This is a genomic window from Synechococcus sp. CS-1329 (assembly GCF_025128055.1).
GTDB lineage: Bacteria > Cyanobacteriota > Cyanobacteriia > PCC-6307 > Cyanobiaceae > Regnicoccus_A.
Window position 1 is genome coordinate 76,343 of the sequence record NZ_JAHLYS010000040.1, and the last position, 25,368, is coordinate 101,710.

31 protein-coding genes and 1 tRNA gene are annotated in these 25,368 nt (G+C 68.2%); 18 read left to right on the forward strand and 14 right to left on the reverse strand.

Going from position 1 to position 25,368, the window contains the following annotated elements; genetic code table 11:
- Positions 1-10: 10 nt before the first annotated feature.
- Positions 11-84: transfer RNA gene (locus KQ304_RS10490), tRNA-Pro, on the reverse strand.
- 84 nt (positions 85-168) lie between these two features.
- On the opposite strand from KQ304_RS10490, the gene lipA reads away from it, so the two are divergent.
- Complete coding sequence (gene lipA, locus KQ304_RS10495; RefSeq protein WP_259737071.1) at positions 169-1,038, forward strand: lipoyl synthase; 870 nt, start codon at positions 169-171, stop codon at positions 1,036-1,038.
- Between the two features lie 7 nt (positions 1,039-1,045).
- Here the strand turns inward: lipA and KQ304_RS10500 are convergent, their stop codons facing one another.
- The 3 genes from KQ304_RS10500 to KQ304_RS10510 are packed head-to-tail and all read right to left on the reverse strand — an operon-like array spanning position 1,046 to position 3,377.
- A complete protein-coding gene (locus KQ304_RS10500; protein ID WP_259737032.1) occupies positions 1,046-2,035 on the reverse strand; it encodes an RluA family pseudouridine synthase in 990 nt (329 codons plus the stop codon).
- Complete coding sequence (locus KQ304_RS10505) at positions 2,028-2,786, reverse strand: response regulator transcription factor (protein WP_259737033.1); 759 nt, start codon at positions 2,784-2,786, stop codon at positions 2,028-2,030. Before KQ304_RS10505 ends, KQ304_RS10500 begins: the two co-directional genes overlap by 8 nt.
- A gap of 60 nt (positions 2,787-2,846) precedes the next feature.
- Positions 2,847-3,377, reverse strand: a complete 531-nt coding sequence (locus KQ304_RS10510) for a hypothetical protein (protein WP_259737034.1) — start codon at positions 3,375-3,377, stop codon at positions 2,847-2,849.
- Positions 3,378-3,439: 62 nt separating this feature from the next.
- Between KQ304_RS10510 and KQ304_RS10515 the strand changes: the two genes are divergently transcribed.
- From KQ304_RS10515 to KQ304_RS10525, 3 genes are all read left to right on the forward strand, one after another.
- A complete protein-coding gene (locus tag KQ304_RS10515; RefSeq protein WP_259737035.1) occupies positions 3,440-4,573 on the forward strand; it encodes a cysteine desulfurase family protein in 1,134 nt (377 codons plus the stop codon).
- Positions 4,574-4,674: 101 nt separating this feature from the next.
- Positions 4,675-5,271 (forward strand): hypothetical protein, encoded by a 597-nt coding sequence (locus KQ304_RS10520; protein WP_259737036.1) that lies wholly within the window; start codon positions 4,675-4,677, stop codon positions 5,269-5,271.
- Positions 5,231-5,674, forward strand: coding sequence for a hypothetical protein (locus tag KQ304_RS10525; protein WP_259737037.1), 444 nt, complete (start codon positions 5,231-5,233; stop codon positions 5,672-5,674). The genes KQ304_RS10520 and KQ304_RS10525 overlap by 41 nt, the downstream gene beginning before the upstream one ends.
- On the opposite strand, the gene KQ304_RS10530 is transcribed toward KQ304_RS10525, so the two are convergent.
- Together KQ304_RS10530 and rsmH are read right to left on the reverse strand one after the other, a co-directional pair.
- Positions 5,649-6,197, reverse strand: a complete 549-nt coding sequence (locus KQ304_RS10530; RefSeq protein WP_259737038.1) for a DUF456 domain-containing protein — start codon at positions 6,195-6,197, stop codon at positions 5,649-5,651. The two genes, KQ304_RS10525 and KQ304_RS10530, sit on opposite strands and share 26 nt — an antisense overlap.
- Positions 6,194-7,096, reverse strand: coding sequence for a 16S rRNA (cytosine(1402)-N(4))-methyltransferase RsmH (gene rsmH, locus KQ304_RS10535; RefSeq protein WP_259737039.1), 903 nt, complete (start codon positions 7,094-7,096; stop codon positions 6,194-6,196). The genes KQ304_RS10530 and rsmH overlap by 4 nt, the downstream gene beginning before the upstream one ends.
- A 46-nt stretch (positions 7,097-7,142) precedes the next feature.
- On the opposite strand from rsmH, the gene KQ304_RS10540 reads away from it, so the two are divergent.
- Genes KQ304_RS10540 through KQ304_RS10550 form a run of 3 tightly spaced genes read left to right on the forward strand, consistent with a single transcriptional unit; the run spans position 7,143 to position 9,320 of the window.
- Entirely contained in the window at positions 7,143-8,327 is a 1,185-nt protein-coding gene (locus tag KQ304_RS10540; protein WP_259737040.1) for an NAD(P)H-quinone oxidoreductase subunit H, read from the forward strand.
- A 5-nt stretch (positions 8,328-8,332) separates the two neighbouring features.
- Positions 8,333-8,731: a DUF2752 domain-containing protein gene (locus KQ304_RS10545; RefSeq protein WP_259737041.1), complete on the forward strand. Its 399-nt coding sequence runs from the start codon at positions 8,333-8,335 to the stop codon at positions 8,729-8,731.
- Between the two features lie 28 nt (positions 8,732-8,759).
- Positions 8,760-9,320, forward strand: coding sequence for a thioesterase family protein (locus tag KQ304_RS10550; RefSeq protein WP_259737042.1), 561 nt, complete (start codon positions 8,760-8,762; stop codon positions 9,318-9,320).
- On the opposite strand, the gene KQ304_RS10555 is transcribed toward KQ304_RS10550, so the two are convergent.
- Positions 9,247-9,483, reverse strand: a complete 237-nt coding sequence (locus KQ304_RS10555; protein WP_259737043.1) for a hypothetical protein — start codon at positions 9,481-9,483, stop codon at positions 9,247-9,249. The two genes, KQ304_RS10550 and KQ304_RS10555, sit on opposite strands and share 74 nt — an antisense overlap.
- Before the next feature lie 525 nt (positions 9,484-10,008).
- Here KQ304_RS10555 and KQ304_RS10560 point away from each other — a divergent pair.
- Both KQ304_RS10560 and KQ304_RS10565 read left to right on the forward strand, forming a co-directional pair.
- Positions 10,009-11,082: an IS630 family transposase gene (locus KQ304_RS10560; RefSeq protein ID WP_399229140.1), complete on the forward strand. Its 1,074-nt coding sequence runs from the start codon at positions 10,009-10,011 to the stop codon at positions 11,080-11,082.
- A gap of 135 nt (positions 11,083-11,217) precedes the next feature.
- A complete protein-coding gene (locus KQ304_RS10565; RefSeq protein WP_259737045.1) occupies positions 11,218-11,586 on the forward strand; it encodes a PspC domain-containing protein in 369 nt (122 codons plus the stop codon).
- 70 nt (positions 11,587-11,656) lie between these two features.
- Here the strand turns inward: KQ304_RS10565 and KQ304_RS10570 are convergent, their stop codons facing one another.
- From KQ304_RS10570 to menA, 4 genes are read right to left on the reverse strand one after another with little or no spacing between them, the layout of a single operon-like run.
- The gene (locus KQ304_RS10570) at positions 11,657-12,916 is read right to left on the reverse strand and encodes an AMP-binding protein (protein WP_259737046.1); all 1,260 of its coding nucleotides are present in this window, start codon (positions 12,914-12,916) and stop codon (positions 11,657-11,659) included.
- Positions 12,917-12,933: 17 nt separating this feature from the next.
- Positions 12,934-13,239: a hypothetical protein gene (locus tag KQ304_RS10575; RefSeq protein WP_259737047.1), complete on the reverse strand. Its 306-nt coding sequence runs from the start codon at positions 13,237-13,239 to the stop codon at positions 12,934-12,936.
- On the reverse strand, positions 13,236-14,345 hold the full coding sequence (locus tag KQ304_RS10580; RefSeq protein ID WP_259737048.1) for an enolase C-terminal domain-like protein: 1,110 nt from the start codon (positions 14,343-14,345) through the stop codon (positions 13,236-13,238). Before KQ304_RS10580 ends, KQ304_RS10575 begins: the two co-directional genes overlap by 4 nt.
- Complete coding sequence (gene menA / locus KQ304_RS10585; RefSeq protein ID WP_259737049.1) at positions 14,342-15,364, reverse strand: 2-carboxy-1,4-naphthoquinone phytyltransferase; 1,023 nt, start codon at positions 15,362-15,364, stop codon at positions 14,342-14,344. The genes KQ304_RS10580 and menA overlap by 4 nt, the downstream gene beginning before the upstream one ends.
- Positions 15,365-15,439: 75 nt before the next feature.
- Here menA and KQ304_RS10590 point away from each other — a divergent pair, with 75 nt between their 5' ends.
- Together KQ304_RS10590 and KQ304_RS10595 are read left to right on the forward strand one after the other, a co-directional pair.
- The gene (locus KQ304_RS10590) at positions 15,440-16,831 is read left to right on the forward strand and encodes an isochorismate synthase MenF (protein ID WP_259737050.1); all 1,392 of its coding nucleotides are present in this window, start codon (positions 15,440-15,442) and stop codon (positions 16,829-16,831) included.
- 6 nt (positions 16,832-16,837) lie between these two features.
- Positions 16,838-17,731 (forward strand): ion transporter, encoded by an 894-nt coding sequence (locus KQ304_RS10595; protein ID WP_259737051.1) that lies wholly within the window; start codon positions 16,838-16,840, stop codon positions 17,729-17,731.
- A 31-nt stretch (positions 17,732-17,762) separates the two neighbouring features.
- On the opposite strand, the gene gshB is transcribed toward KQ304_RS10595, so the two are convergent.
- The gene (gene gshB, locus KQ304_RS10600; RefSeq protein ID WP_259737052.1) at positions 17,763-18,776 is read right to left on the reverse strand and encodes a glutathione synthase; all 1,014 of its coding nucleotides are present in this window, start codon (positions 18,774-18,776) and stop codon (positions 17,763-17,765) included.
- A gap of 2 nt (positions 18,777-18,778) precedes the next feature.
- The gene (gene grxC / locus KQ304_RS10605) at positions 18,779-19,048 is read right to left on the reverse strand and encodes a glutaredoxin 3 (protein ID WP_259737072.1); all 270 of its coding nucleotides are present in this window, start codon (positions 19,046-19,048) and stop codon (positions 18,779-18,781) included.
- Positions 19,049-19,145: 97 nt separating this feature from the next.
- Between grxC and prfB the strand changes: the two genes are divergently transcribed.
- From prfB to KQ304_RS10635, 6 genes are all read left to right on the forward strand, one after another.
- Positions 19,146-20,271 (forward strand): peptide chain release factor 2 gene (gene prfB, locus KQ304_RS10610; RefSeq protein WP_259737073.1). Its coding sequence is split into 2 segments (ribosomal slippage): positions 19,146-19,220 and positions 19,222-20,271, totalling 1,125 coding nucleotides; the frame shifts between segments, so codons are not numbered across the junction.
- A gap of 17 nt (positions 20,272-20,288) precedes the next feature.
- Positions 20,289-20,498 carry a DUF3285 domain-containing protein gene (locus tag KQ304_RS10615; RefSeq protein ID WP_259737053.1) on the forward strand — a complete coding sequence of 70 codons (210 nt, stop codon included), beginning with the start codon at positions 20,289-20,291 and terminating at the stop codon, positions 20,496-20,498.
- On the forward strand, positions 20,495-21,103 hold the full coding sequence (ybeY, locus tag KQ304_RS10620; protein WP_259737054.1) for an rRNA maturation RNase YbeY: 609 nt from the start codon (positions 20,495-20,497) through the stop codon (positions 21,101-21,103). Before KQ304_RS10615 ends, ybeY begins: the two co-directional genes overlap by 4 nt.
- 98 nt (positions 21,104-21,201) lie before the next feature.
- A complete protein-coding gene (locus KQ304_RS10625) occupies positions 21,202-21,624 on the forward strand; it encodes a diacylglycerol kinase family protein (protein WP_259737074.1) in 423 nt (140 codons plus the stop codon).
- A gap of 23 nt (positions 21,625-21,647) precedes the next feature.
- Complete coding sequence (locus tag KQ304_RS10630; RefSeq protein ID WP_259737055.1) at positions 21,648-22,280, forward strand: aminodeoxychorismate/anthranilate synthase component II; 633 nt, start codon at positions 21,648-21,650, stop codon at positions 22,278-22,280.
- Positions 22,281-22,345: 65 nt separating this feature from the next.
- A complete protein-coding gene (locus tag KQ304_RS10635; RefSeq protein WP_259737056.1) occupies positions 22,346-23,131 on the forward strand; it encodes an MBL fold metallo-hydrolase in 786 nt (261 codons plus the stop codon).
- On the opposite strand, the gene KQ304_RS10640 is transcribed toward KQ304_RS10635, so the two are convergent.
- Positions 23,115-24,281, reverse strand: a complete 1,167-nt coding sequence (locus KQ304_RS10640; protein WP_259737057.1) for a histidinol-phosphate transaminase — start codon at positions 24,279-24,281, stop codon at positions 23,115-23,117. The two genes, KQ304_RS10635 and KQ304_RS10640, sit on opposite strands and share 17 nt — an antisense overlap.
- 83 nt (positions 24,282-24,364) lie before the next feature.
- Here KQ304_RS10640 and KQ304_RS10645 point away from each other — a divergent pair, with 83 nt between their 5' ends.
- The gene (locus tag KQ304_RS10645; protein WP_259737058.1) at positions 24,365-25,336 is read left to right on the forward strand and encodes an integron integrase; all 972 of its coding nucleotides are present in this window, start codon (positions 24,365-24,367) and stop codon (positions 25,334-25,336) included.
- The last annotated feature ends 32 nt before the right edge of the window (positions 25,337-25,368 follow it).

The following is a 25,368-nucleotide window of genomic DNA, read 5'->3' on the forward strand; positions in this document are numbered from 1 at the left end:
CTCTCTGAAATCGGGATGACAGGATTCGAACCTGCGGCCCCTTCGTCCCGAACGAAGTGCGCTACCAAGCTGCGCCACATCCCGCCGATGGCAGTTTACGGGATCGCCTCCGGGGCGGGTTTCTAGACTTCTGTTCCCAGGATTCCGGCAGTGATGGCCCCCGACGCCCTGCTCAAGCCCGACTGGTTGCGTGTCAAGGCCCCGCAGCGGGAGCGGATCGGTGCGGTGGCCGATCTGCTGGTGGACCTCAAGCTGAACACGGTCTGCCAGGAGGCCAGCTGCCCGAACATCGGCGAGTGCTTCGCCGGCGGCACGGCCACCTTTTTGATCATGGGGCCCGGCTGCACCCGCGCCTGCCCCTACTGCGACATCGACTTCGACAAGAGCGTCAGGGCCCTCGACCCCAGCGAACCGGAACGGCTGGGGGAGGCGGTGGCCCGCATGGGGCTCACCCACGTGGTGATCACATCGGTGAACCGCGATGACCTCGACGACGGAGGCGCCAGCCAGTTCGTGGCCTGCATCTCTGAGGTACGTCGCCGCTCACCCGGCACCACCATCGAGCTGCTGATCCCCGATTTCTGCGGCAACTGGCAGGCCCTGGCCGCCGTGATGGAAGGGGCGCCCGAGGTGCTGAACCACAACATCGAAACCGTGCCCAGGCTCTACCGGCAGGTGCGGCCCCAGGGGATCTACGAGCGCTCACTGGACTTGCTGCAACGGGTGCGCCAGGGCTGGCCCCGCACCTACACCAAATCAGGGCTGATGGTGGGGCTGGGGGAAACCGACGCGGAGGTGGTGGCGGTGCTGAGGGACCTGCGGGCCCACCAGGTGGACATCGTGACCATCGGCCAATACCTCTCGCCAGGGCCGAAGCACCTGGCGGTGCAGCGCTTCGTCACCCCCGCCCAGTTCGACGGCTTCAGGGCCAGCGGCGAGGGTGAGCTGGGCTTCCTGCAGGTGGTGAGCAGCCCCCTCACCCGCAGCAGCTATCACGCCGGAGAGGTGCAGCGGCTGATGCGCCAGCACCCCCGCTGAAAGGAGCTCAGCGCAGCTCCGGGGGTGCCGGGGCCTCCAGATCCAGCCAGCCCCCATCGGGCAACGGCAGGCGCAGCCGGTGGGCGTGCAGCCGGTAGCCACCATCCCCCGGCAGGGCCTCCGCACGGGCCGTCCCGCCCGCTCGGTAGAGGGGGTCGCCCAGCAGCGGCACACCGACGCTGGCCAGGTGGATGCGGATCTGGTGGGGCCGCCCCGTGCGGATCGCCACCTCCACCAGGTGCCCCCGGGGGCGGCGCTCCAGCAGGCGCAGCTCACTCCAGGCGGCCAGGGCGCCGGAGCTTTCGGGTTTGGCAGCGGCGGCCCAGATCTGGCCGAGGCCGGCATGGGGACACCGGCCGATCGGCGTGGTGATCACCAGGGTGTCGCCGGGGTCCAGGGGCAGCGGGGCCGGCACGGTCAGGGCGCGATACACCTTTCTGCAGACACCGGCGGGGCTGGCAGGTTCAGGATCGGTCGGCCGGGCTGCGGTGCTCTCGCGCAGCCTGGCGCTCAACCAGGCGCGGGTCTGGGGCCGGCGGGCACAGACCAGCAACCCCGACGTGTGGCGCCCCAGCCGGTGCACAGGCCTCGGCAGCAGCTGACCCTCGCAGGAGCGCTCCAGCAGGTGCAGCAGGGTGTGCTCCAGAAAACCGCCGGCGGGCAGCACGGGCAGGCCGCTGGGCTTGTCGATCACATGGAGATCACCGTCGTCGTGGATCACCCGCCAACAGGCCGGCACCGCCTCCTCCAGCCAGGGGGGACGCTGCCACTGGAGCCGGTCGCCGGCCTGCAGGGGGCCATCGGCATCGAGCCGTCGGCCGTTGAGCAGAATTTCGCCCTGCTGCAGCCGCTGCCGCCAGAGGGGGGCAGCGGAGTGGCGGTGGCGCTCCGCCAGAAATGCACTGATCAACGCCTGGGGCTGGCCCACCCGGTCGCTGTAGGTCCAGCCGCCGTTGAGCTGGGCCGGCAGCCAGCCCGGAGGCAGCGGCTCAATCAACCAGGCCGTTCTCGAGGGCGTAGCGCACCAGCTCGGTGCGGCTGGTGGTGCCGGTCTTGGTGAACAGGCGGCTCACGTACTTCTCGACATTGCGGATCGAGGTTTCCAGGCGGCGGGCGATCTCCTTGTTCATCAGCCCCTCGGCCACCAGCTGGAGCACGCTCCCCTCCCGGGGGGTGAAGGAATGGGTGGCCGGCGTGGCGCTCTTGTGGGATCCGGTCTGCTGCAGCAGGGAGCGGATCTCGGTGATCTGCCGCGCCATCTGGCCGATGTCGGCATCGGCGTAGCGGGCCGCCTCGGCCAGCAGCCGCTCCTGACGGCGCACCACGTTGCGCACCCGGGCCACCAGCTCATCGGGATCGAAGGGCTTGGGGATGTAGTCGTCGACGCCGGCCTGGAAGCCCTCGATCCGATCGGCCGTCATCCCCTTGGCGGTGAGGAAGATCACCGGAGTGCCCCCCAGCCGCTCGTCGCCCCTCAGACGCTTGAGCAGGCCGTAGCCGTCCAGACGGGGCATCATCACGTCGCTGATCACCAGGTCGGGGATCAGCTCCTGGGCCGCCACCCAGCCCTCTTCGCCGTCGTTGGCGGTGGTGACATCGAAGCCCTCATCCTCCAGATAGGCCTGCACGGCCGTGCGCAGCCCCGGCTCGTCATCCACCAGCAGCAGGCGAGCCGGGGCCGGTGGGCTGATCGGCTCCTCGGCGCTGGTGTCTTCTTCCGGCCTGCTGATGGACTCGTTCTGGCTCATGGACCGGCTGGGCGATGGGGGGAATCTATCGAGGCCTGAAGCGCACTCCCTGAAGCGCATTCAGAGATTGGCGGCGGGCACCACCTGCTCCCGCTCCACCCGGTGGCCGCTGTAGCCCAGCTCCCGGGCCAGGTCGCGCAGGCTGTTGGGGTCCTTACCGGCGTGCTGGGGGAAACAGGTGGCCCACCAGACCAGATGGTCGATGCGATTGGCCGACGAGACGGCACCGCCGGGGTTGAGTTCCCGCAGGATCAGATTGCGGCCGTCGTTGGTGACCCTCAGCGGCGCCGAGGGCAAGCACTGGACGGTCTCGGAGCGCACCTTGACGTCGTTGGGCAGCTCCTCCCACACCTTGATCCGCCAGACCTGGGGCTGGACGGGATCGGCGCTGATGCCGAACACCCCCAGGGCCTGCTTGCCATCGGCGATGTCCCGCTCCAGCAGCAGGGCCATACCGGCGGGGCGGTTCTGGTCCGGGCGCACGAACACGCTCTGGGCTCCAGCGGAGGGAATGGAGAGGAGCGACGCCGGGACCAGGGCCAGGCCGGCCAGGGCAGCGCTGAGAAGCCGCGATCGCGTGGGTGAAGCCATCGGCTGGTTCATGGCGGCTGGGTTGTCAGCATGGAATGGTTCCGCTGGGATGGAAAGGAGGGATGGCCACCACCTACCTGGACCACCAGGCCACCACCCCCTGTGACTCCGCCGTGGTGGCGGCGATGGCGCCCTACTGGAGCGAGCTGTTCGCCAATCCCGCCAGCGGCTCCCATCGCCCGGGACTGGAGGCGGCAGCGGCGGTGGACCTGGCCCGCTGCAACCTGGCCCGGCAGCTGGGGGTGACCCCGCAGCAGGTGGTCTTCACCAGCGGGGCCACGGAGGCCAACAACCTGGCGATCAAGGGGCTGGTGGAGGCCCGCCGCCAGCGGGGGCGCCACCTGCTCACCCTGGCCACGGAGCACCGGGCGGTGCTGGAGCCCCTGCGCTATCTGGCCAGCCATGGCTTTGAGCTCACCGTGCTGCCGGTGCAGCCCGATGGCCTGGTGGACCTGAACCGATTCAGCGAGGCCCTGCGCGACGACACCCTGCTGGTGAGCGTGATGGCCGCCAACAACGAGATCGGCGTGCTGCAGCCCCTTGCCGCCATCGGGGCGCTCTGCCGCGAGCGGGGCATCGCCCTGCACAGCGACGGGGCCCAGATCTTCGGTCATCAACCCATCCACCCCGGCGAGCTGGGCCTCGATCTGTTCAGCCTCAGCGGCCACAAGTTCTACGGGCCCAAGGGCATCGGCGCCCTGGTGCTGGCCGAAGGGATCGTGCTGGCACCCCAGCAGCACGGCGGTGGCCAGGAGGGGGGCCTGCGGGGCGGCACCCTGCCGGTGCCCCTGATCGTGGGATTGCAGCGGGCGGCCGAGCTGGCCAGCCATGACCGGGAGGAGCGGCAGCAGCGACTGGGCGAACTGAGGGATCGGCTGCTGGCGGGGCTGCTGGAGCTGGGCGGGGTGCAGGTGAACGGCAGCCTCGAGCACCGCCTGCCCCACAACCTCAACGTTCAGGTGCAAGGGGTGGATGGCACCCAGCTGCACCGGGCCCTGCGGCGCCAGCTGGCGGTGAGCGGTGGCTCGGCCTGCAGCAGCGGCAGCCCCTCCCATGTGCTGGCGGCCCTGGGGCTGAGCCCCGCCCAGGCCGCCGCTTCGATCCGCTTCGGGCTCGGGCGCAGCAGCACCGCCGCAGACATCGAGCAGGCCCTGGCTGTGATGGCAGCGGTGCTGCCTCAGCTGCGGCGGGGATGAAGGATCCTTGCCATCGGGGCCTTTTGCAGCGAACCATCACCGATTGATCACTGATCCTTAACCAACACAGCCCCCTCCAGAGGCTGACCTGGCCGAATCAGATGACAGACCGTGCCTCCGTTGTGGATGTGGGGGCCGCGGCCCTGCCGCCCCTGGAACCGTCGCAGCAGCGGCGGCGACGTGAGCACGTTCTGGCCGGATCGGTTGACGGGCTGCTGGCAGCCCTGGGGGCCGCCCTGACGCTCTCGGCCGCCGGCCGGATCGCCGGTATCGGCGGCAGCAGAGCCACGCTGGTGCAAGGGGTGGTGGCGGGTCTGGGGCTGCTGCTGCTGACCCTGGGCTGGGGCCGTGTCGGCCGCAGGCTGATGGGATCGGCGACCAGGCCTGAGGGCCGACGGCGCCTCAGGCGTCTGTTGGGCTGGTTCCCCTTCGGAGCCATGGCCCTCTTCGCCATCTATCGACTTGGTGTCACCGATGTGGAGGCCTACCAGGTGCTGGTGTCGGAAGGGAGCGTGGTGGAGTGGCTCACCTTCCTGTTCTTCCTCGCCGCCGGGGTCCTGTTTCTGCTCACTGCGCGGGGGGAATGGGGGAGGGGGCGACTCGCCGGCCTCTTTCTCGTCCTGGGGGGGGATCTGCCTGCTGATCGGCTTCGAGGAAATGAGCTGGGGGCAGACCATCTTCAACTGGGAGACACCTGAGATCTTCGTCACCGGCAACGCCCAGAAGGAAACCAACCTGCACAACCTCAAAGTGATTCAGAGCCGGCTCTGGTCGATCACGGCGGCGGTGTGTGTGGGCATGACCCTGCTGGTGCTGATCCGCCAGGTGCTGGAGAACACCAGAGGCCTGACCCCCCGCTCACTGGCCGATGCGGTGCTTCCACACTCCGCGCTGTTGGGCTATTTCCTCTTCGCGGCGCTCATCTATGTGCCGGTGGTGCTGATCAAGGAAGGCCTGGTCATCCCCGTGCTGGTGACCCGCGACCAGGAGGTTGCTGAAGGACTCTTCTCCCTGGGCGTGCTGCTGCATGCCGGCCACTGTTACCTCCGCTGGGCCCCGCCCGACCGGGGCCCGCTCAGCCCGGCAGCAGCACCCGACTGAGCAGCACAAAGCCCACCACCCCCGCCAGGGCGAGCAGGAACTGGGCCACGCGGCTCACGAGCATGCCTGCCACCACCGCCAGTCCCACCAGCACCGACCGGCGCAGACGCTCCAGCCCCAGGGGACCCAGGGCGCTGGAGGCCGTGAGCAGTTCCCCCAGGGAGGCCCCCAGCAACGGCCCCAGCAGAGCCCCGATCAGGGGGCCGCCCACCGGCAGGGCCGGCAGCAAGCCCAGCAGACCCACCAGCAAACCCAGCCCAGCCCCCACGTAGGCCCAGCGGGTGGCCTGCAGCCGCGCCGCCCCCAGGGCCACCCCGAGCACATCGGCGCCCCAGCCCAGCAGCAGGATCAGCGAGGCCAGCAGCAGTTCAGGCCAGGCTGAACTCCAGCCGGCGGCCCACACCCACACCCCGGCGCCAAGGGGCAGCAGCATCAGACCCGGCAGCACCGGCAGAAAGGTGCCGGGGATCGCCAGCAGCTGGATGGTCAGGGCCAGCCACCAGAACAGCTCCATTCGGTTCATCCTTCAACCTCTCCTGCCTGAGCCGGCGGACGGCGGCGGGCCAGGCGGAATTTGGCCGAGCGGCTGCGGGGATTCTCCTCCTGCTCCGCTTCAGCGGCCACCAGCGGCTTGCGGGTGAGGCGCTCGAGGCGCTCATCCGCCAGGAATGCCGCCTTGACCCGCCGGTCTTCGAGGGAGTGAAAGCTGATCACACCGAACACACCGCCCGGCATCAGCCAGTGGGGAGCCTGCTGAAGCAGGCGATCGAGCGCGCCGAGTTCGTCGTTCACGGCGATGCGCAGGGCCTGGAAGGTGCGGGTGGCGGCATGGATGCGGCCATGGCGGGCCTTGGGGGGATAGCAGCCGGCCACCAGGTAGGCCAGGGCCGCCGTTCCCTGGCTGGAGCCCTGCCACGGCCGGGCTTCAACGATGCGGCGGGCAATCCGCCGCGACAGCCTCTCCTCGCCATAGGCGTAGATGAGATCAGCCAGTTCCTTTTCCTCCAGCCGGTCGATCAGCTCAGCGGCCGTCTCACCCTCGGCGCTGTTCATGCGCATGTCGAGGGGACCATCGAGGCGGAAGCTGAACCCCCGCTCGGGGCGATCCAGCTGGGGGCTGCTCACCCCGAGGTCGGCCAGCACCCCCACCAGGGGCTCGCTGGGGGTGTAGATGGCGAAGTTGGAGGCCACCAGGCTGACCCGATCAGCGAAGGGTGCCAAGCGCTCAGCCGCCGCCGCCAGGGCCGCTGGATCCTGATCGAGGCCGATCAGACGCAAGCCGGGATGGGCCGCCAGCAACAGGGCGCTGTGGCCGCCGCCGCCCACGGTGGCATCCAGCAGGGTTCCTTCACAGGGCACGTCGGTAAAGCCGGCTACCACGGCAGCGGCCAGAACCGGCAGGTGATCGAACGTCTTCGGCATGGTTCCTTCCTAAGATCCGCTCGTTCGCCTTCGAGTCCACGGGCCCATGACGCAACTGGAAACGCGCACGGAGCCGATGGTGGTCAACTTCGGGCCACACCACCCCTCCATGCACGGGGTGTTGCGGCTTGTGGTGACCCTCGATGGGGAGGACGTGGTGGATTGCGAGCCGGTGATCGGCTACCTGCACCGCGGCATGGAGAAGATCGCCGAGAACCGCACGAACGTGATGTTCGTGCCCTACGTGAGCCGCTGGGACTACGCCGCCGGCATGTTCAACGAGGCGATCACGGTCAACGCCCCCGAGAAGCTGGCCAGCATCCAGGTGCCGAAACGCGCCAGCTACATCCGCGTGCTGATGCTGGAGCTGAACCGCATCGCCAACCACCTGCTCTGGCTTGGTCCATTCCTGGCTGATGTGGGCGCCCAGACCCCATTTTTCTACATCTTCCGCGAGCGGGAGATGATCTACGACCTCTGGGAAGCAGCCACCGGCCAGCGGCTGATCAACAACAACTATTTCCGCATTGGCGGCGTCGCCGCCGACCTGCCCTACGGCTGGCTGGAGAAATGCCTCGACTTCTGCGATTACTTCGGCCCGAAGATCGATGAATACGAGAAGCTGATCACCAACAATCCGATCTTCAAGCGCCGCATCGAGGGCCTGGGGGTGATCAGCCGCGAGATGGCGATCAACTGGAGTCTTTCGGGCCCGATGCTGCGCGCCTCAGGCGTGCCCTGGGACCTGCGCAAGGTTGACAAGTACGAGTGCTACGACGACTTCGACTGGGACGTGGCCACCGCGACGGAAGGGGATTGCTATGCCCGCTATCGGGTACGCATCGAGGAGATGCGGCAATCGCTGAAAATTCTGTACCAGGCCTGCAAGGCGATCCCCGGTGGCCCCACCGAAAACCTGGAGGCCCATCGCATGACCGAAGGCAAGAAGAGCGAATGGTATGGCTTTGACTACCAATACGTGGCCAAGAAAGTGGCACCCACTTTCAAGATTCCCGATGGCGAGCTCTACGCCCGCGTGGAGTCAGGAAAAGGCGAGCTGGGCGTGTTCATCATGGGCAACAATGATGTCACCCCTTGGCGCTGGAAGATCCGCGCCGCTGATTTCAACAACCTGCAGATTCTTCCCCATATCCTTACCGGGGCCAAGGTGGCCGACATCATGGCGATCCTCGGCTCGATCGATGTGATCATGGGCTCTGTGGATCGCTGAGGGCGTTGTTTCTCTCCCGGCTGCGCCAGGCAGGTTTTCTGCTGCCGGCTGGCCTGACGGGCTACCTGTGGCTGAAGGCCGGTGATCCTGGCCTGCCTGGGTTCAGCTGTCCGCTCAGGGCGCTCACGGGTATCCCCTGTCCCAGCTGCTTTCTGACCCGCGCCACCTGCGCCAGCCTGCGCGGCCACTGGTCTGAGGTTGTGGTCCTGCATGCCTTCGGACCGCTGGCGGCCACGGCTCTGGTGCTGTGGTCGATTGAGGCCATCCGCACGAGGCGTCTGCGGCCCCGGGGGCTGCGGGGCTGGCAGGTGGCCGCGGCCACAGCGGGCTTGCTGGGCTACTGGGGCCTGCGGCTGCTGCTGCACTACGGGTTGGGACTTGCCGCCTTCCCGTCTTCCGGATGAACTCAGGCCGCGGTGCCAGCATGGCCGGATGGCCCCTGCCCACTGGCTGCTGCTCCAGCGAACCGTGCGCTTCGGTGACACCGATGCCGCCGGCGTGATGCATTTTCACCAGCTGCTGCGCTGGTGCCATGAGGCCTACGAGGAAAGCCTTGAGAGCTTCGGGATCCCAGCGGCGGCGATCTTTCCCACGCCCAACAGGGGCCCTGCGGGGGGGTCAGCAGGCGAATCCAGCCCGGTGAGCACAGCTCTGCCGATCGTGCACTGCCAGGCCGATTACCTGGCCCCCCTGATCTGCGGCGACCAACTGACGATTGCCCTGCGGCCTCAGCGGCTCGAGGCTGGAAGTTTCGAGCTGGGCTACTGCTTCACCCAGGCGAAGGGAGGGCTTCAGCCTGTGGCGCGCGGGCTCACCCGCCATGTGGCCATCGATCCCCTCAGTCGCCGCCGCTGTGATCTGCCCAGGGCGATCGCGCAGTGGCTGGAGGCTTCGGCCGAGGCAGCAGGCCGGGATCCCTTCAGAGGATCGGCGCCCGGCGCGCGAGAGCCCAGAGCAATGCCGCCATCTGCAACGGAATCAGGCTGGCCATGAGGCTGAGCGGATGAAAGCCATCCTCCACCGCCACCCCCGCCAGCGAGAAGCTCACTGTGGCCGCCAGGCCGATCAGCAGAGTCAGGCCGAGGCGGCCGGAGAGCCCAGGCGCGCGCAGGTTGAGGGCCCCGGCCTTCGGGGCAGTGGGGCTGCGGCCAGGCATCAGAACCACTCCTTCATGTTCCACGCATAAAGTATCCTAATCTATCTCCGCACTTCAATGCGTCAGGCATTAACAATTATTTTGCCACCTCAATCAGCACGGCAACGAGAGGAAGCATTCACGCAGAGAAATATTTAATTCTATTTTTGGAAAGTGAAATAGATAAAAATGATTCATACATCTTATTTTCAAGCGAGAAGACCTCTGTTGCTACAAGCCACTCGAGCGCAGATATCAAGAGACATCAAGTTTTGTATTCAGCTTGAAAAGCTTAGAATGATAATACGCTCAATTATGCACAGATACCCATGTCTGGACAATAACGATGCGGCCGGGGCTTAACAATAAGCCTAAATCTACGAAAGATATCTGATTCCAAATTTAAGCCAGAAACGCCCGAAGCCTCCGCGCAGACGTTACAAACGCAGCCATTTTTTTTGTAGGCGCACTCTAGTGCCCCGTCCCGGATATAACAGCTAGAATCAGGAGTGTCACCCGAGGTGCCCCGTGGCGCTTGGTCGTCCGATGCCCCCGCTGGTTCTCAGCGACGACGAGGTTCAGCAGCTCCAGGCTCTCGCCAGCTCCCGTTCACTGCCACACTCCATCGTTCAGCGTGCCCAGATCGTGCTGGCCTGTGGTGCTGGCGAAACCAACACAGCCATCGCCAAGCGCATGGGTCTGACGGGCATGACCGTCGGCAAGTGGCGCAAGCGGTACCGAGAGCTGGGCCTGGAGGGACTGCACGACGAGCTCAGGCCTGGCCGTCCGCGCACCTACGAGGACGACAAGGTGGCGGAGGTGATCAACCGGGCACTCCAAACCAAGCCAGCTGATGGAAGCACCCAGTGGAGCGCTCGCTCCCTCGCCGCTGCCACGGGCATCTCCAAAACCACCGTGCACCGCTGGCTGCAGACGTTCTCGGTGCAACCGCACCGGCAGAAGCACTTCAAGCTCTCCACCGATCCCTTCTTCGTGGAGAAGGTGCGGGACATCGTCGGTCTCTACCTGAACCCACCAGACAAGGCGATGGTGCTCTGCGTCGACGAGAAGACCCAGATCCAGGCCCTGGACCGCACCCAGCCGCTCCTGCCCATGGGCCTGGGCTACGTGGAGGGGGTGACGCATGACTACATCCGTCACGGCACCACCACCCTGTTCGCCGCCCTGGATGTCGCCACCGGGGAGGTGATCACCCAGTGCAAGCCCCGCCACCGGCACCAGGAGTTCCTGGGCTTCCTACGCCAGATCGAGACATCCGTCCCCGAGGACCTGGACGTCCATCTGATTGTGGATAACTACTGCACCCACAAGCACGCCAAGGTCAGGTCCTGGCTGGCGCAGCGGCCCCGCTTCCACGTGCACTACACGCCCACCTACGCCTCCTGGCTCAACCAGGTGGAGCGGTGGTTTGGGATCATCACCCAGCGAGCAATCCGCCGGGGAAGCTTCTCCAGCGTCAAAGAGCTGATCGCCAAAATCGAGCAGTTCGTGGCGGCCTACAACAAAACCAAGGCCCCGTTCAACTGGACGGCCACAGCGGATTCAATCCTGGAGAAGCTCCAGCGACTTTGCTCACAAATCTCCGGGACACCACACTAGCTCTTTGCCCTGCTTCAGGACTTACAAGATAAAATGACTACAAAGAATCAATGCCTATTCCCAGTTTTCACCTGCTACTGACTTGACATTCAAATGGCTAGTGCTAAAGTTGCTAAAGATTTATAGATTAACCCAGTGAGTGAAGAAACAAAACTTTTTCGAGTCAAGGAAGGGGCGATCGTATCAGGGGTTTGCCAAGGCTTGGAAGTCTGTGGACGAGGCTCAGCCATAGCCTATCGCTTACTATTTTTCTTCGGCTCATTATTTTGGCTTGTTGGAATTTTTATTTATATTGCTATGGCAATATCGATTCCCGTAGCGAGTAAAGAACATGTCAGAAAGCTCAAAACCTTGAGCGACTCAGAGGATTCTCCAATTTTCAGCCCAACTGGACTTGAGGAGACAGAGGCAAGGCTATTAAAAATTCAAACCATGAAAGCTCAAAATCTAATTACAGCAGAAGAAGCAGAAAAGCTACGGGCAAAGATCTTAGGCATCGAATAGATTTTGGCTGCTTTCATGATATTTGGAGTGTAGATATTAACTTTAGATCCCTTCAATTCATGGAAACATTTTAGCCAATACGCATACCTGCTTCTACTTGGCAAAGCCAATCCCTCCAGCGCCCCCGCTCCCATTTGCCCAGGGAATTGGGGACCAGCTCAGGGCAGACCAGCCAGTGCTGGGGGCGCTGGGCGGGGGGAAGCCGCCGGGCCAGCCGCTGGCAAGCGGCGATCAGGACCTCCGTGTTGGCGACATCCGCCTCAGCCCCTGGCGAGCCTGATCCACCGCCATGACGCACCAGGGCCACCAGACGCTGGCCCCAGAGGGGATCGGGGCTGGGCAGCAGCAGCAGCTGGTCGAGGGGCAGGCCCTCGCTCCGGGCCCAGCCCAGCAGCCGACCCTCCACCTGCTCGGGGAAGACGGTTTCGCCGCCGCTGCTGATCGCCCCATCCAGCCGCCCCAGGATCTCCAGGCCCGCTGGGCCGAGGCGGGCCCCATCGCCACTGCGCCACCAGCCGCCCGGCCGCTCCAGCGGCTGCAGCGACCCGGCCTGCAGGCACCCCGGGCTGAGGCGTGGGCTACGCACCAGCAGAGCGCCAGCGGGGTCGAGCCGCAGTTGCACATCGACCAGAGGCTGGCCACAACCGTCCTCCCCCGCCAGGAAGCGTTGCGGGGGCAGGGCCGCCACCATCGCGGCGGTTTCGCTGGCCCCATAACAGGGCGACAGCCGGATCTCAGCGGCGCGGGCCCGGGCCGCCAGCTCAGCAGAGAGCGCCGCACCCCCCACCCAGACCACGGCGCAGCGGCGCAGCCAGGCGCAGCCCTCGGCTGCAGCCAGCAGCCGCTCCAGCTGGGTGGGCACCAGGGACAGCAGCGCCCCCGCCCCGCCCTCCGCTGGCAGGGGGAACGCCAGCGCCAGCTCCTGGGGCCGGCGCATCAGCTGGGGGGGCAAGTGGCGCCAGGGAGTTCCCCAGACCCGGCTCCTCACCAGGGGCAGCAGACCGCTGACGTGATGGAGCGGCAGCGGGTTGAGCTGCAGCGTGGTGGAGGGATCAAGGCCGATCGATTGCAACCACTGCCCGGTGGCGGCAGCTGAGGCCTCCAGGTGGGCCAGGGGCTGCAGGCACCAGCGGCGGCCGCCAGCGCTACCCCCGCTGCCCACCACCACACCGGCCCCGCTCAGGGCCGAGCCAGCCCAGGCCGCAGCAAGCAGGTCCTGCTCCTGCTCGGCGCAGAGACCCACCAGACGATCCCGCCGCCAGGCCCGCTCCAGCCGCGCCACCAGGGCCTCGGGCGGCAGGGCACTGGTGAGCAGCAGCGGAGACCCCATCAGCGGCAACCCGTGACCTAGGCCTGGCGGGCGCGGCGGGCGGCGATCCCCGCCTCCACGGCCGTGACACCGGCCAGCAGCAGCAGGCCCAGCAGCCCCACCAGTTGCTGCCGCGGATCGGCCTGGGCGCCCAGCTCGGCCCCGTCCCCCTGGCCCAGCACCAGCCCCAGGGCGAACCAGCCGGTGCTCAGGGCCGAGGTGATCCAGTAGGCCCGCCAGCGCCGTTGGTAGATGTAGCCGGTGCCCAAGCCCGGCACCAGGTTGAGGACCACGGCCACCCAGGGGGCCGAGGCCGCCAGGGTGTCCTGCTTGCTGAGGCTCATCGCGGGGTCGGCGTCATTCCTGGCAACTCTGGCGGCCCAGCCCAGCGCCCGGCGGCCGCGGCCCAGACCTGCTCGGGGTCGGAACTGGCCAGCGCCGCGCCGGCACCCCAGCCCGGGGCCAGACCAGGCGCTGTGGGGGTGGGTCCCAGCACCTGCAGGGCCGCCAGGTGATCCAGCCAGCGACGGCCGATGCCCGTCTCGAAGCCGGTGCTGAGCATCAGCTGGGGCACCCCTGAGCGCAGCTGAGCCAGCAGGGGCCGGGGATCTCCCTCCTGGGAGGGCCGCCGCACCTGCCAGCCAGCCCAGCGCTGGCGCAGGCCTGGCTCCTGCGTCAGCGACTCATCCAGGGCCACCGGCACGGCCGGAGGACCAGCGGCCAGGGCCCGCAGGCCGGCGTGATCGGCGGGAGCCAGGGGTTGCTCCAGCCACTCCAGGCGTGGATCTCCCGCCAGGCGCGTTGCCCAGGCGGCGGCCGTGCGGCGCCCCCAGCCGCCATTGGCATCGAGGCGGAGCCTGGCCCCACCGGGCAGGCGCTTCAGCAGCAGCTCCAGCAGCTGGCACTCCTGGAGATCCCCGCTGGCCGCCACCTTCCACTTCAGCGTCAGCGGGAGGCCTCCCGGCGGGGCAGGCGGACTGCTCTGCCAAACACGTTCCTGGCCAGCCAGGACCCGCTCGAGGGCCCCCAGCAGCGCCGGCCCTGCCGGCAGCAGCCAGGCGGGGGCCGGGGCCGGCAGCCAGCCACCGGCGGCGGACCCCACCAGCCCCTGGATCTCGCCCAGGGCAGCTCCGAGGGCGAAGGCCAGGGCCGGCGGCAAACCCGGCAGGCCGCTCTCCAGCTCCTCGCCCTCGATCGTGGAGCCAAGGGCCGCGATGGCCCGGGCGATGCGCACCAGCTCCGGCCCATCCCCGCCTTGATCGGCGCCCGACGGCAGCGGAGCCGCCTCGCCCCAGCCCTGATCAGGCCCAGCCCCAGACTCGCCGCCGCCGCGATCCAGCCGCTCCAGCCGCAACAACCAGCCGCGCTTGCGGCTCAGCCTTCCCCGGGCGGTGACCAGAGGCGTGGGCAGGGCCAGCTCGAAGCGCCGCCAGTGCAGGCCCAGCCTCACCGCAGCGGCAGCCAGGGGCCGATCGCCAGCCCCAGCGCCAGGCCGAGGCCATTGAAGGCCTGGAAGCGCAGGGCCAGGAACTTGCTGCCGCCGATCCGCTCCGGGGCGTCGTGGTGCTCGCGCAGCAGCTGGATCAGGGCCCTGGCGGCGGGCAGACCCACCATGCCCAGCAGGGCGGTGAGCGGCCAGCGGCCCAGCAGCACCGGCGCCCACTGCAGGGCCAGGGTCAGGGCGATGAACCAGGGCACCAGGGCGGCGGCACCGGCGGTGCCCAGCTTCACCACCGGCGAGAACTTGCCGTGGCTGGCGTCCTGCTCCACCTGGTGGAAATGGGAGCAGAACAGCACCAGGGTGGTGGCCAGGGCGGGACCACTGCCCAGCAGCAGGGCGGCCCTCCAGGGAATCCCGGCAGCAGGCAGCGGATCGCCCAGCCCAACGGCGGCCATGGGCGCCAGCGCCATCAGGGCCGCGGCGGTGGCCAGCGGACCAAAGGCCAACCAGCAGAGCGGCTCACCCAGGCCGCGGTAGCCCAGCCGCAGGGGTGGCCCCTGGTAGGCGTAGCCAAGGGCGCAGCAGCCCAGCACCAGCGCCAGCACCAGGGGGGTGCTGCGGGCCGCCACCAGGGCGAACAGGGCCAGGCCGATCACCAGGCAGCCGTTGGCGAGCAGGGCCACCCGATCGCGGCGGCCGGTGAGATTCACCAACGAATGGGGCTTGCCAAGCCGGTCCACACCGGTGTCGGCATCAAAGACGTCGTTGGCCAGGTTTTCCCAGGCCAGCAGCAGCACCGCCGCCACCAGGAAGGTGAGTAACTGATCCAGCCGCGGCGCCTGGCCCTGGCCAGCCCACCAGCCCGCGGCCAGCAGCACCGGCATCACCGCCACCGAGTACATCGGCCATTTGATCGCCGCCTTCCAGAGGCGGCGGCGGGCCGGATCGAGGGAGCGATCGGCAGGCGGGAGGCCACCGCTGGCGTCCCCATCGGCGTAACGGCTTGCGACGACCTGGGGGTCGGACATGGGCTACAGGGACAGCGAGCCGGGAAGGGCCCATACATTTGAGCAGCTTCCCTGGCCACCGCCGCCGTCGTCTTGGTGCAGGTCGTTCCTTCCTTCACCGAACTGCTCGCTGCCGCCGCCCAGGGGGCACGGCAGCTGGAGGAGGAGGGCGTGCTCAGCCTGGCGCTGCCCATGCCCTGCCGGGATCCCCTGGCGCTGCTCCCCCACCTCGATGACGGCGGACGCTTCCGCTTTCTCTGGGATGGCGCACCGGGGCTCTGCCTGGCGGCCAGCGGCACCACCCACCGCCTGGAGCTGAGCGGACCGAGGCGCTTCGAGCTGGCCCAGCGCTTCAGCGCCATGAGCCTCAGCCGCCTGGGGCAACAGCCCCAGAACGTGCCGCCCCTGGCCAGGCCGCGGGTGCTGCTGGCCTTCTCCTTTTTCGACAGTCCCCTGCAGGAGGGCAGCGGCGCCGTTGCCGGCGTTCAGGCCGTGCTGCCCCGCTGGCAGCTGAGCCGCCAGGGGCGCCACTGCTGGCTGCGGCTGCAGCGCTGCCTCGGCGGTGATGTCACCCCCCGCGGCGTGGCCGAGGAACTCTGGGAGCGGGCCCAGCTGCTGAGCCGGCTGCCGGCCGGCGGCGAGGGCGAGCCGGCGGCCCACCCCAGGGTGAGCATCACCAGCCGGTCCTGCTGGGAGAGCGACTACCGCGACGCGGTGCGTCAGGCCCTGGCGCTGGTGGAGGAGGGTTCCCTGCGCAAGCTGGTGGTGGCGGTGCGCCAGCAGGTGGGGCTGGATCAACCGCTGGACCCCCTGGAGCTGCTGGCCCGCCTGCGCCGTCACCAACCGGGCAGCTGCCGCTTCCTCTGGCAGCAACGTCCCGGCGATGCCCTGATCGGTGCCTCCCCCGAACGGCTGCTGGCGGTGCGCCAGGGGCAACTGCGCTGCGATGCCCTGGCCGGCACCGCCCCCCTGGGACCACCGGCCGAGCAGCTCACCCAGTCGGCCAAGGATCGCCACGAGCATGAGCTGGTGGTGGAGGCGATCACCCGGGTGCTCTCGGAGGCGGGGCTGACGCCAAGGCGCCCCCGCCATCCCCGCCTGGCCCGCCACGGCACCTTGGTGCACCTGCACACCCCCATCACCGCCGCCCTGGCGGAGCAGCAGCCCCTGGCCCTGGCCGAGGCCCTCCATCCCACCCCGGCGGTGGCCGGGCTGCCGCGGCGGGAGGCGATGGCCTGGTTGCGCAGCCTCGAGCCATTCGAGCGGGGGCATTACGCCGCACCGATCGGCTGGATCGACAGCGCCGGCGACGCCGAGCTGCGGGTGGCGATCCGCAGCGGCCGCCTGCAGGGCGATCAGCTGGAACTGACCGCCGGCGCCGGGCTGGTGCGCGGTTCCGAGCCGGAGCGGGAACTCCAGGAGGTGGCCCTGAAGCTGGGGGTGCTGCAGCAGCAGCTCAATCTCTGCGCCCCCTGGCCGCTGCGCTGATCGCCCATGGCGCCGCCCGTGGAGATGGCGCTGATCCTCGCCAGCCTGCTGGGGCTGGCCCTGCTGCTGCGCCGCTGGCTGGGCCGCGCTCGCCTTTATCGCATCATCTTCGAAGCCGACACCCCAGCCGGCAAGGCCTTCGATGTGGTGCTGCTGCTGGCGATCGTCGCCAGTGTGCTCGCGGTGATGCTGGAGAGCGATCCGCGCCTGAGGGGGCTCTACCTGGCCCCGTTCGAGACCCTCGAGTGGGGTTTCACCCTGCTGTTCAGCCTGGAGTATGCGCTGCGGCTGCTCTGCGTGGGCCAGCCGATTCGCTATGCCACCAGCTTCTATGGCCTGGTGGATCTACTGGCGATCCTGCCCACCTTCCTGGGGCTGATCCTGCCGGGCTCCCAGTCGTTCCTGGTGGTGCGCATCCTGCGGCTGCTGCGCATCTTCCGGATCCTCAAGCTGGGGGAATACCTCAAGGAATCAGACCTGCTCTGGCAGGCGCTGGTGGCCAGCCGGCGCAAGATTCTGGTGTTTCTGCTCACGATGATCACCCTGGTGATTGTGATCGGAGCCCTGATGTTTCTGATCGAGGGGGAAGCCGGTGGCTTCGTGAGCATCCCTGTGGGCATCTACTGGGCGGTGGTCACCATCACCACGGTGGGCTATGGCGATGTGGCACCGATCACGCCGCTGGGGCGCTTCGTGGCCTCTGCCGTGATGTTGCTCGGCTACAGCATCATTGCCGTGCCCACCGGCATCCTCAGCGTCGGCCTGCGTGATGCCCATCGCCAGCGAAGCCAATCGAGCCGCCGTTTGAGCCGCCGTTGCCTGCGCTGCGCCTGCAGCAGCCACGACGACGATGCCCGCTACTGCAAAAGCTGCGGAACCGCCCTGCAATCAGAGCTCTGAGCCGCGCCCTGATCCGGCCCGCCAGGGGCCCTCAACTGGCCAGCAGGGCCTCGATGGTGAGATCGGCCAGGGGCACGCCGCCAAGACGCTCGATCTCGCGCACGCCGGTGGGGCTGGTGACGTTGATCTCACTGAGGCGATCAGCGATCACATCGATGCCCACGAAGAAGAGCCCGGCGGCGCGCAGGGCCGGTGCCAGCTCAGCGCAGAGGCGGCGCTCGGCATCAGTGAGGGCCGTGGCCTCAGGCTCCCCACCCACCGCCAGATTGCTGCGGAACTCGCCAGGCGCTGGGCGCCGGTTCACCGCGCCCAGCGGTTCTCCATTCACCAGCAGGATGCGCTTGTCGCCCGCCACCACTTCGGGCAGGAAAGCCTGGGCCATCACCGGCAGCTGCCCCTGATGGGTAACCAGCTCCAGCAGCGCCCGCAGGCCCGGCGCCCGCGCGTCGCTGCGCACCACCCCCTGGCCGGCCCGTCCACCGAGGGGTTTGAGCACCACCTCGCCGTGCTCGGCGGCGAAGGCCGTGAGCTGCTCGCTGTTGGCGCTCACCAGGGTGGGGGCCATCAGATGGCTGAAGCGAAGGGCGCCGAGCTTCTCGTTCCAGGCCCGCAGGGCGGCCGGCCGGTTGAGCACCCGTACCCCAGCCGGCTCCACCAGCTCCAGCAGATGGGTGGCATAGAGGTAGGCCTCATCCACGGGCGGATCCTTGCGCATCCACACCCAGTTGAAGGCCTCGAGCGCACAGCGCTGAGCTGCCCCCAGCTGCACCCAGGGATCAGGGATCTCCCAGCCCGCAGGCGTCGGGCGAATGTCAGCCAGGTGGGCCGATTGGGCCAGCACCGTGGGGCGATGACCGGGTGCGGCGGTGTCGGCCCGCTGCCCCTCCACCGCCAGATCGGCCAGGCCGCAGATCCAGACCTGATGGCCGGCGCGCTGGGCGGCCTGCATCAGGGCCACGCTTGAATCCTTGCCCGGCCGCAGCCGCTGGATCGGATCGACGACAAAGAGATGGGAGCGGCTGGCGGCCTCGAGGCGGCTCGTCACCCTCAGGCCCCTTGCAGCAACGAATCGAGCCGGCCGGCCCGCTCCAGGGCGTGCAGTTCATCGCAGCCGCCGATGCCGTGGTCGTCGATGAAGATCTGGGGCAGGCTGGAGCGGCCTTCCGCCCGCTGGGCCATGGCGGTGCGGGCCGCCTGATCCCCATCGATGCAGTGCTCCTCGTAGGCCACACCTTTGCGGTCGAGCAGAGACTTGGCCCGCACGCAGAAGGGGCAGAACCGCCAGGTATAGATCTCAACTTTCGCCGGTGAGTTCACCACAATCGCCCAGTTGCATGGCAGTGGCGGGATCCTAGAAGCCCCTCAGGGGCTCAGCCCCGCTGATACGGTCGTGAAAACCGTTGGGCGGCAGCCGGTGCTCGATCTCACCGATTTCAAACGCGACCTCTCCGAGCTCACCGACCGCCTGGGCCATGCCCAGGACTGTCTTTGACGTACCGGCTCTGAATGCCCGCCAGCAGGACCTGGAGCAGCTGGCCTCCCAGCCCGACTTCTGGGACGACCAGCAGCAGGCCCGCAAACAGATGCGCCAGCTCGATGAGGTGAAGGCCCAGCTGGAGCAACTGCAGCAGTGGCGCAGCGCTGTGGACGATGGCCGCGCCACCCTTGAGCTCTACGACCTCGAAGCGGATGAGGAGCTGCTGGGCGAAGCCAACGGCGGCCTGCAGACGCTCAAGGCCGCGCTCGATCGCTGGGAGCTGGAGCGGCTGCTGAGCGGCGTCTACGACAAGGAAGGCGCCGTGATCTCGATCAATGCCGGCGCCGGTGGCACCGACGCCCAGGACTGGGCGCTGATGCTGATGCGCATGTACACCCGCTGGGCCGAGGACCACGGCATGAAGGTGTCGGTCAATGAGCTCTCGGAAGGGGAGGAGGCGGGCATCAAGAGCTGCACGATCGAGATCGACGGCCGCTATGCCTACGGCTACCTGCGCAACGAGAAGGGCACCCACCGGCTGGTGCGGATCTCGCCGTTCAACGCCAACGACAAGCGCCAGACCAGCTTCGCGGGGGTGGAGGTGATGCCGATGCTCGATGAGGACGTCAAGCTCGACATCCCCGACAAGGACCTGGAGGTCACCACCTCCCGCTCAGGCGGGGCCGGCGGCCAGAACGTCAACAAGGTGGAGACGGCGGTGCGCATCCTGCACGTGCCCACCGGCCTGGCGGTGCGCTGCACCCAGGAGCGCTCCCAGCTCCAGAACAAGGAGAAGGCGATGGCGCTGCTGATGGCCAAGCTGCTGGTGATCGCCCAGGAGCAGCGGGCCTCGGAGATCGCCGACATCCGCGGCGACATCGTGGAAGCGGCCTGGGGCAACCAGATCCGCAACTACGTGTTCCACCCATATCAGATGGTCAAGGATCTGCGCACCGCCGTAGAGACCACCGATGTGCAGGGCGTGATGGACGGCGACCTCGACCCCTTCATCCAGGCCCTGCTGCGCCAGGGTGTGGAGATCGCCACCGATGGGGACACCTGAGCCCCGCCGAATTCCCCATGACTGACAGCACGACCCCCCTGGAGCCCAGCCCAGCCCCGGCCCCTGAGGTTGCGGCCAGCCCGCCGCCCAGCTTCGTGAAGCTGGCCATGCGCAACATGGTGCGCAAGGGCCGCCAGAGCCTGCTGCATTTCGGGCTCACCGCCGTGGGCTTCAGCACCGTTCTCTTTCTGCTGGCCTGGTTCGGCCGGCCTAGCCTGCCCCAGTGACGGCCGCTCCACCCGACCTCGACCTGGCCTTCAGCTGCGATGAGGAGCTGAGCGAATTGCTGCGGGAGGCGGCTGCCCCCCTGGCCGACCCCGCCAACGCCGAAGGGCCGTGGAGCGATCTGCTGGCGGGCTGGCTGGAGCAGCTGCAGCCCGAGTTGCCCCTGGCCCTGCGGGCGCCCGCCTACAGCCTCGGGCTGAGCCTGGTGGGCGACGGGGAGATGGCCGAGCTCAACGCAAGCTGGCGGAGCCAGCAGGGGCCCACCGATGTGCTGGCCTTCGCCGCCCAGGACGAGGGGCTGGAGGGGGCTCCGGCGATGCCGAAGCCCCCGGAGCAGGCCGCTGATCAGGAGTTGCCCAAGCAGGGGGAACCGCTGGAGCTGGGCGACATCGTCATTTCCCTGGACACAGCGGCCCGTCAGGCCGACGTGGCGGGCGTGAGCCTGGCGCGGGAGCTGCGGTGGCTGGCCAGCCACGGCCTGCTGCACCTGCTGGGCTGGGACCACCCCAACGACGCCCGCCTGGAGGCCATGCTGCGCCGCCAGGATCAGTTGCTGGAGAGCGGACCCTGTAGCGACGGCAGCGAGCCCCCTGGACGGCAGCGGTAACGTTCAGCCCGGATGCACGCAGCAGCGGAACGCCAGCAGGAGGCAGCATGGTCAACCCGGTCCCCCTCAAACCGGTGCCCCTCGCGCTGGCCGATCCCATGAGCAGCGACTCCCCACGCCGGGGGCGGGGCCAACGCAGCGGGGCCTGGCAGGTGGCTGGTGACCTGCCCCTGAGTTTTCGCTATGCCGCCCAGGGCCTGGCCTATGGCTTCCTCAGCCAGCGCAACTTCCGCATCCATGCGATCACCGGCGGCGGCGTCTTCGCCCTGGCGCTATGGCTGCAGCTGAGCCCTGAGCATCTGGCCCTGCTGGTGCTCACCGTGGCGGCCGTGCTGGTGCTGGAGCTGATCAACACCGCGATCGAGTCGGTGGTGGATCTGGCCATCGGCCGCCGCTTCCATCCCCTGGCCCGCATCGCCAAGGACTGCGCCGCCGCCGCCGTGCTGGTGGCCGCCCTGGCCTCACTGCTGATCGCGGCACTGCTGCTGCTGCCGCCCCTGCTGCTGCGCCTGGGCGTTTGAATGGGGGCCTGGCGGCTGGCCTGATGCTCCTGGTTCTCGACAATTACGACAGCTTCACCTTCAACCTGGTGCAATACCTCGGGGAGCTGGCGGCGGAGCACCCGATCGCCGCTGAGCTGCGGGTGGAGCGCAACGACGCCCTGAACGTGGAGCAGATCAGAGCCCTGCAGCCGGCGGCGATCCTGATCTCACCAGGTCCTGGTGACCCCGACCAGGCCGGGGTCTGCCTGGAGGTGATGCGGGAGCTGGGGCCGACCGTGCCGATCCTGGGGGTGTGCCTGGGGCACCAGTGCCTGGCGCAGGTGTTCGGTGGCCGGGTGGTGCGAGCCGCTGAGCTGATGCACGGCAAGACCTCCCCGGTGCTGCACGGAGGCGCTGGGGTGTTCGCCGGTCTGCCCAGCCCACTCACGGCCACCCGTTACCACAGCCTGATCGCCGAGCGCGACAGCCTGCCCTCCTGCCTGGAGATCAGCGCCTGGCTGGAGGACGGCACGATCATGGGTCTGCGCCACCGCCACTTCCCGATCGAAGGCGTCCAGTTCCACCCGGAGAGCGTGCTTACCCAGAACGGCCACCAACTGCTGGCCAACTTCCTGCGCCAGGCGGCCCGGCACCAAGCCGGCGGCGCCAGAGCGCTCACCGGAACCCCCGCCTGAAAGCCCCTGGGGCAACGCTGCTAGGTTCGCGCCACGATCGGCGCCTGCGGGGCGCACCAGCAGGCATGGTCTCCGCATCAAGGCAAGCGCACGACGGCCCCTCCAGCATTGTCAGCAGACCCCTTCATCGCCGCACCAAGGCCCTGGGCGTGGCGGCCCTGGTGGCTGGCGTCAGCCTGGGACTGCCCGGGGCCGGGCTGGCAGCCGGGGCCGTCACGATCACCAGCTATGGCCACAGCGCCCTGCTGATCCAGGGCGGCGGTGCCACCGTGCTGTTGAACCCCTTCAAAGCCGTGGGTTGCGCCGCTGGCCTGGCCGAGCCACGGGTGCGCGCTGATGTGATCCTGGCCAGCAGCCGGCTTCTCGATGAGGGCGCCCCGGTGGCCTCCGGCCCGATGCTGGTGACCCCCGGCTCCTACCGGATGGCGGGCCTGAAGCTGGAGGGGGCCGCCATCCCCCACGACCGCATCGGCGGTCGGCGCTTCGGTCAGGCCACCCTCTGGCGCTGGAAGCAGGGCGGCCTGGAATTCGCCCACCTGGGCGGAACAGCGGCGGCCCTGCGCCCCGAAGACCGGGTGCTGATCGGCAAACCCGATGTGCTGATCATCGGCGTGGGCGGTGGCGCCAAGGTCTACGACGGCGCTGAGGCCGCGGCCGTGGTGCGCGCACTCGAACCCCGGCGGGTGATTCCGGTGCAATACGTGAGTGGCAGCATCCCCAACGGCTGCGACCAGGGCAGCATCGAGCCCTTCCTCGAAGCGATGAGCGGCACCCCGGTGCAACGGGTGGGCCGCACGGTCAGCTTCAGTGCACCCCTCAGCGATGGGCCCCAGATCAAGGTGATGCGCTGATCCCCTTGGCCTCAATGGCCTGGTAGGCCACCCAGAAGCGCGCCATCTGCTGGCGGCTGCCCAGGCTCACCCGCAGGGCCCCATCGATCAGGGGCTTGCCGGCCATGGAGCGCACCAGGATGCCAGCACGGCGCAGCTCAGCATCCACCTCGGCCGCCGGCCGGGAGGGCCAGAGCAGCAGGTAGTTGCCACCGGCGGCGTGATGGCGGATGCCAGCGGCCTGGAGTTGCTCCAGCAACCACTCGCGGGCCCGCAGCACTTCGGCCACATAGCCATCCACGTAGGCCTGATCCGCCAGGGCAGCGCGGGCAGCCGTAACGGCAAAGCTGTTGATGTCGTAGGGACCAGTGACGCGGCTGATGCGGTCCACCAGGGCCGGCGCGCCGATGGCAAAGCCGATGCGCAGGCCCGCCAGGCCAGCAGTTTTGGCCAAGGAGCGCAGCACCAGCAGGTTGGGATGCGCCGCAAAGGAATCGGCAGCCCCCAGGTTCAGCAGTGGTGGCAGCACGCTGTCGCCGGTGAAGGCTTCGTAGAGCTCATCCACCACCACCAGGGTGCGGGGCGCGGCAGCCGCCAGCTCCAGGATCAGCTCCGGCGCCAGACGGGTGCCGGTGGGGTTGTTGGGGTTGCAGAGCAGCAGGATCCGCGGCGGCTGCCAGTTTCCGCTGGGTTCTCCGGCCCCACCGGGACCGAGCAGCGCCGCGCGGATCTGCTCCAGCGGGAACGCGAACTCGGCCCCCCGGTAGGGCAGCGCCTCGATCGCCATGCCCTGCATGCGGGCGCAGGGGCTGTAATAGCCGAAGGTGGGGCTGGTGGTGAGCAGCCGATCGCCCAGGGCGCCGTAGGCGTGGAACACCGCATGCAGGGCGGCATCAACGCCGTTGAACAGGCCGATGTGGGCCGGGCTCAGGCCGCTGCCTCCCAGAGATGCCACCACTGCCTCGCGCAGGCCGTCGTATTCGGGATAGATGGCGTAGTGATCGGCCGGGATGGCGCGGATCGCCTCCACCACCTTCGGGCTGGGCCCCACTGTGTTCTCGTTGAAATCGAGCCGCAGCAGGCCGCGGCGGCCCTCCAGCGGGGCGCTGTAAGCCTGCAGGCTCTCCACCTCCGGGCGGGCCTGGGGGCCGTCGGGCAGGCAAGGGGTCAAAGGGTGAGCCGGCAAGAACCATGGGCAGCGTAGAAAGCGGCCTCCGGCTGGGGAATGCTGAAGCAGAAGCAGCACCCAACGTCATGGAGCCCGCCCCACGCCCACCAGGGCTGATCCAGCGCTACCGGGAGGAACTGCAGGTGCGGCACTACGCCCGCCGCACGGTGAACACCTACGAACAATGGCTCAGGCGCTTTCTGCGGTTTCACCAGCTGCGCCACCCCAGGGAGATGGGCAGCGCCGAGGTGAATGCCTTTCTCAGCCATCTGGCCGTGGAGCGACAGGTGAGCGCCTCGACCCAGAACCAGGCGCTGGCAGCGCTTCTCTTTCTCTACCGCGAACTGCTGGATCGCGATCTGGAGCTGGAGGGGGTGGTGCGGGCCCGCAAGCGCCCACGGCTACCCGTGGTGCTGACGCCGGAGGAGGTGCGCGCCGTGCTGCAAAGACTGAATGGCGTGGAGGCGCTGGTGGCTGGCCTGCTGTACGGCAGCGGGCTGCGGCTGATCGAAGCCCTGCGCTTGCGGGTGCACGACCTCGACTTCGGCCGACACGAGCTGATGGTGCGGGATGGCAAAGGCGGCAAGGATCGCCGCACCCTGCTGCCAGAGCGGCTTGGACCCCAGCTCAGAGGGCATCTTGAAGCGGTGAGACAGGTCCATCGGCAGGATCTGGCCCAAGGGTGGGGCAGGGTGATCTTGCCCCATGCACTGGGCCGAAAGTATCCGAATGCTGCCGTGGAGTGGGGCTGGCAGTGGGTGTTTCCCCAACATCAGCGGTGGCGCGACGTCTCCTCCGGACAACAGGGCAGACACCATCTCGACCCCAGCCTGATTCAGAAGGCGGTGCGCCGCGCCGTGCTGGCAGCTGGCCTGACCAAGCCAGCCACCTGCCACACCTTCCGCCACTCCTTCGCCACCCATCTGCTGGAGCGGGGGCAGGACATCCGAACGATTCAGGAACTGCTTGGGCACAGTGATGTCAAGACCACGATGATCTACACCCATGTCCTGAACAGGGGACCGCTGGGGGTGAGCAGCCCTGCAGATCTTCTGTAGCCAATCGAACAGATGGTTAACGGGTCCGCATA